Below are 2,534 nucleotides of genomic sequence, written 5' to 3'. Positions count from 1 at the left end.
GGGCCGTCAGTCCCCCACTTCGGGGCAGCCCCCCTTGCAAGGGGGGCTTTCTTGCCCTTTAGACGCAAAATGGTATCAGTTCGGGCTCTACCCGGAGGGGGCGATGTGCCCCCGGTTTCGACCTCTCCACTCGGCTTCGGTCTCGCCTCCACCTCACCTCCCCCGATTCCCCACCTCTCATCGCGCCTGACTCCCGCTCCCCGGTGGGGGAGACCTCTTTGCCCGTCGCCTGGGCCTCACCCTGTCAATGTGCCACTGCCTTGCTCGATGGTTATATATTGCAGTTATCTGTAATCAAATCTATCAATAGTATTGCTTAATAATTACAGACATCTGTATTTTATAATGTTGCTGAGAGGTGATTACAATGTTGCGCGAGGAGTATCTAACAACAGCGGAAGCTGCAACATTGACAGGGAAAGGAGCAAACATGATTGCAAAACTCTGTCAAGCTGGCCGTCTGCCTGGAGCTGAGAAGATGGGGAATAGCTGGGTCATCCCTAGGGAATCGGTTTTGAAATATCAGCCCTCCAAGCGTGGAGTGAAGCCCCGCTCTGAGCGGGTGAAGGCGGAGCGGGCGGCCTTGCGGGAGGAAGTCGAGGCCGCGATCTCAGCGGCCAGGGGGGAGGAGGGATAGGGGATGGCAACCTATACGGCTTGCTACACGAAGATAGAGGCGGGCTATATGGGGCAGCTCCTCGAATGGCCGGAGGTCATCACGGAGGGGAGCACCCTGGAGGAGTGCCGGGCTATGCTGCTGGACGCCGCCCAGGAGATGACGAGGGCCTACCTGGAGACGGGGCAGGTCCCTCCTCAGGCTCAGGTACTCTTCGAGCCTCTCCCTGTGGCCATGGAGAAGGTGTCGCATGTCGGTTAACCGACGCGATCTCGTGAGGCACTTGGAGCAATACGGATTTTTTCTGCAGCGGGAGGGCCGCAATCACAGCATCTACAACAACGGCAAGGGCAAGATGGTCCCGGTCAAGCGCCACACGACCTTCGACCGCATCACGGCAAACGCCCTGTGCAAACAGGCCGGTATCCTGGCGATCTTTTGATTTTGGAGGAGGGGTAAGGGATGGCGACGCATACTTTCACGGCGGTCATTCACCGGGAGGACGATTGGTATGTTGCGGAGTGTCCTGAGGTGGGGACGGCCAGTCAGGGGGCGACGCTGGAGGAGGCCATCGCCAACCTGAGGGAGGCCACGGAGCTTTACTTGGAGGAGGAGGCATACACTCCGAGAGGGCGGCCCCTGGTGACGACGTTCGAGGCTGTGGCTCATGCCTGAGCTGCGGGGTTTCTCGGGACAGGCGGTCGTCGGGATTCTCCAGAGAATGGGCTTTGACCTCCGTCGGAGCAGGGGCTCCCATGTTGTCTTGCGTCGGGATGGGGCTGTCTGCGTCGTCCCCATGCACAACGAGCTTGCCGTGGGAACGCTCAGGAGCGTCTTGAGGCAGGCAGGCGTATCCTCGGAGGAGTTTTTGAAGAACTCTTGACCTCCCCCACGCGGCCACAGGAGAGAGGTCTACAGGTAGGCCAAGGAGTGACCCTTAGGAGACGCTTGTTAACGTTAACATCCCCGCCGAATTACGCACAGGGGCAAGGTCTAAGCTGGAAGCCTGGAGAGCGTTCCGGGGAACATGAAGGGGGGATAGAGGGATGGCTCAATTCGTGCTGGAGCTGCCGCAGGAGCTGCGGGAGCGTATCGAGACCCGAAGCGGCGCGGCCAATCAGAAGCCGGAAAAGTTCATGTTGATGGCCATCGAGCAGTACCTTGAGGACTTGGAGGACTACGAGGACGCCGTGAGAATTTCCGAGGAAGTCAGGAGCGGCAGGATGAAGACCTATAGCCTGGAAGAGGTGAGGGCTCACCTTGGCTTGGACGATTAGGCTTTCCAAGGAGGCGGAGAAGGCTTTAGAGCGCTTGGACAAATCTGCGCACACACGGATAATCGATTTCCTGAGTACCCTATCCTCCGCACCTTCTCCACGAGAAAAGGGGGCGGCCCTGGCCGGTCAGTTCTCGGGGTATTGGCGCTACCGCGTGGGAGACTACCGGCTGATCTGCGAGCTCCGTGACGGGGAGCTTGTCGTCCTCGTCCTGAAGATCGGCCACAGGAGAGAGGTCTACAGGTAGGCCAGGGAGCAGGGGGCTGGACACAGGAACGCATCGGCAAAGCTCTGGGGGTTAGCAAGATGACTGTGTCAAGATGGCTCCCCGTAACAAATGTTACAAATCAAAATTCAGACAATTGCCTATCTCCAACCCCAACCCAGAACCTGGAAGCGATACCCAAGGAGCTGTTGCAAAAGCGCGGTATCCCTTGGCGTAAGGAGGATTGAGGACGTGGCGGCTCGGCTCGTTGGGGAATCCATGGGTGGTGAGGGATTATTTTTTTTGTTTGCCTTCGACGTGACAGAGAAGACTCAGAAATCTCCGAAGTTTAATATACCGATTCAAATCGGCTTTGTTTATGTCAGACGAGGCGATACAGAAGAGCGATATTGTGACAACACAATAGGCTCCATTA

8 protein-coding genes and 1 pseudogene are annotated in these 2,534 nt (G+C 57.6%); all 9 read left to right on the top strand.

What is annotated here, in order from left to right; translation table 11 throughout:
• Positions 1 to 367: 367 nt before the first annotated feature.
• Positions 368 to 637, top strand: a complete 270-nt coding sequence (locus tag SY1_RS05095; protein ID WP_015556390.1) for a helix-turn-helix domain-containing protein — start codon at positions 368 to 370, stop codon at positions 635 to 637.
• 3 nt (positions 638 to 640) lie between these two features.
• On the top strand, positions 641 to 877 hold the full coding sequence (locus SY1_RS05090) for a type II toxin-antitoxin system HicB family antitoxin (protein ID WP_015556389.1): 237 nt from the start codon (positions 641 to 643) through the stop codon (positions 875 to 877).
• A gap of 13 nt (positions 878 to 890) precedes the next feature.
• Positions 891 to 1,058, top strand: a complete 168-nt coding sequence (locus tag SY1_RS05085) for a type II toxin-antitoxin system HicA family toxin (RefSeq protein ID WP_208872935.1) — start codon at positions 891 to 893, stop codon at positions 1,056 to 1,058.
• A 20-nt stretch (positions 1,059 to 1,078) separates the two neighbouring features.
• The gene (locus SY1_RS05080; RefSeq protein WP_015556388.1) at positions 1,079 to 1,291 is read left to right on the top strand and encodes a type II toxin-antitoxin system HicB family antitoxin; all 213 of its coding nucleotides are present in this window, start codon (positions 1,079 to 1,081) and stop codon (positions 1,289 to 1,291) included.
• On the top strand, positions 1,284 to 1,499 hold the full coding sequence (locus SY1_RS05075; RefSeq protein WP_015556387.1) for a type II toxin-antitoxin system HicA family toxin: 216 nt from the start codon (positions 1,284 to 1,286) through the stop codon (positions 1,497 to 1,499). Before SY1_RS05080 ends, SY1_RS05075 begins: the two co-directional genes overlap by 8 nt.
• Before the next feature lie 163 nt (positions 1,500 to 1,662).
• Positions 1,663 to 1,893, top strand: coding sequence for a type II toxin-antitoxin system RelB family antitoxin (gene relB, locus SY1_RS05070; RefSeq protein WP_015556386.1), 231 nt, complete (start codon positions 1,663 to 1,665; stop codon positions 1,891 to 1,893).
• Positions 1,877 to 2,140 (top strand): type II toxin-antitoxin system RelE family toxin, encoded by a 264-nt coding sequence (locus tag SY1_RS05065; protein ID WP_208872933.1) that lies wholly within the window; start codon positions 1,877 to 1,879, stop codon positions 2,138 to 2,140. The genes relB and SY1_RS05065 overlap by 17 nt, the downstream gene beginning before the upstream one ends.
• A gap of 29 nt (positions 2,141 to 2,169) precedes the next feature.
• Positions 2,170 to 2,346 (top strand): annotated as a pseudogene (locus SY1_RS12780) (hypothetical protein); the annotation flags it as partial.
• Positions 2,347 to 2,350: 4 nt separating this feature from the next.
• Positions 2,351 to 2,534, top strand: a 184-nt coding sequence (locus SY1_RS05055) for a hypothetical protein (RefSeq protein ID WP_208872931.1), incomplete at its 3' end; no start/stop codon positions are given.

Source organism: Fretibacterium fastidiosum (genome assembly GCF_000210715.1).
Classification (GTDB): Bacteria; Synergistota; Synergistia; order Synergistales; family Aminobacteriaceae; genus Fretibacterium; species Fretibacterium fastidiosum.
The sequence above is the reverse complement of the archived record's forward strand: the minus strand, read 5'-3'. Positions and strand labels throughout refer to the sequence as shown.

Bases quoted from the DNA above. Each gene is read 5' to 3' on its own strand.
- relB (WP_015556386.1), top strand. From the start codon at position 1,663: ATGGCTCAATTCGTGCTGGAGCTGCCGCAGGAGCTGCGGGAGCGTATC.
- SY1_RS05095 (WP_015556390.1), top strand. From the start codon at position 368: ATGTTGCGCGAGGAGTATCTAACAACAGCGGAAGCTGCAACATTGACA.
- SY1_RS05075 (WP_015556387.1), top strand. From the start codon at position 1,284: ATGCCTGAGCTGCGGGGTTTCTCGGGACAGGCGGTCGTCGGGATTCTC.
- SY1_RS05090 (WP_015556389.1), top strand. From the start codon at position 641: ATGGCAACCTATACGGCTTGCTACACGAAGATAGAGGCGGGCTATATG.
- SY1_RS05080 (WP_015556388.1), top strand. From the start codon at position 1,079: ATGGCGACGCATACTTTCACGGCGGTCATTCACCGGGAGGACGATTGG.